Origin of the sequence: Streptococcus sp. 5346 (genome assembly GCF_013277455.1) — a bacterium.
In the GTDB taxonomy this organism is placed as follows: domain Bacteria; phylum Bacillota; class Bacilli; order Lactobacillales; family Streptococcaceae; genus Streptococcus.
Map to the genome: position 1 here is coordinate 1 of NZ_VMMY01000022.1, position 560 is coordinate 560.

The window sequence follows — 560 nt, forward strand, 5'->3', positions numbered from 1 at the left end:
GCACCTTTTAAGCAAATGTCATGCAACATCTACTCTTATGCGGTATTAGCTATCGTTTCCAATAGTTATCCCCCGCTACCAGGCAGGTTACCTACGCGTTACTCACCCGTTCGCAACTCATCCGGAGAAGCAAGCTCCTCCTTCAGCGTTCTACTTGCATGTATTAGGCACGCCGCCAGCGTTCGTCCTGAGCCAGGATCAAACTCTCATTAAAAGTTTGAGTTCTCACTCATTTCTGTCACTGACAGATTTATTGTTTTTTCATTGTTCAGTACTACAACCTTGGTTGTAGTGCCCTGCACATTGGTTCGTCTTGTTCAGTTTTCAAAGGTCTTTGTCACTTACTTCTCTCAAGCGACAACTATATTAGTATATCACAGCCACTTTCGCTTGTCAACACTTTTTTGAAACTTTTTTAAACTTTCTTTCATCAAGTGTTCCTACCGCAACATACTATAGTCCGTACGGGATTCGAACCCGTGTTACCGCCGTGAAAAGGCGGTGTCTTAACCCCTTGACCAACGGACCAGAGTTGGTATTTTCAACTCTTACTATTATAC

1 tRNA gene and 1 rRNA gene are annotated in these 560 nt (G+C 43.4%); both read right to left on the reverse strand.

Annotated elements, in window-relative coordinates:
* Positions 1-214: ribosomal RNA gene (locus tag HT732_RS10050) — 16S ribosomal RNA — on the reverse strand; the annotation flags it as partial.
* 242 nt (positions 215-456) lie between these two features.
* Positions 457-528, reverse strand: a tRNA-Glu gene (locus HT732_RS10055).
* Positions 529-560: the final 32 nt, after the last annotated feature.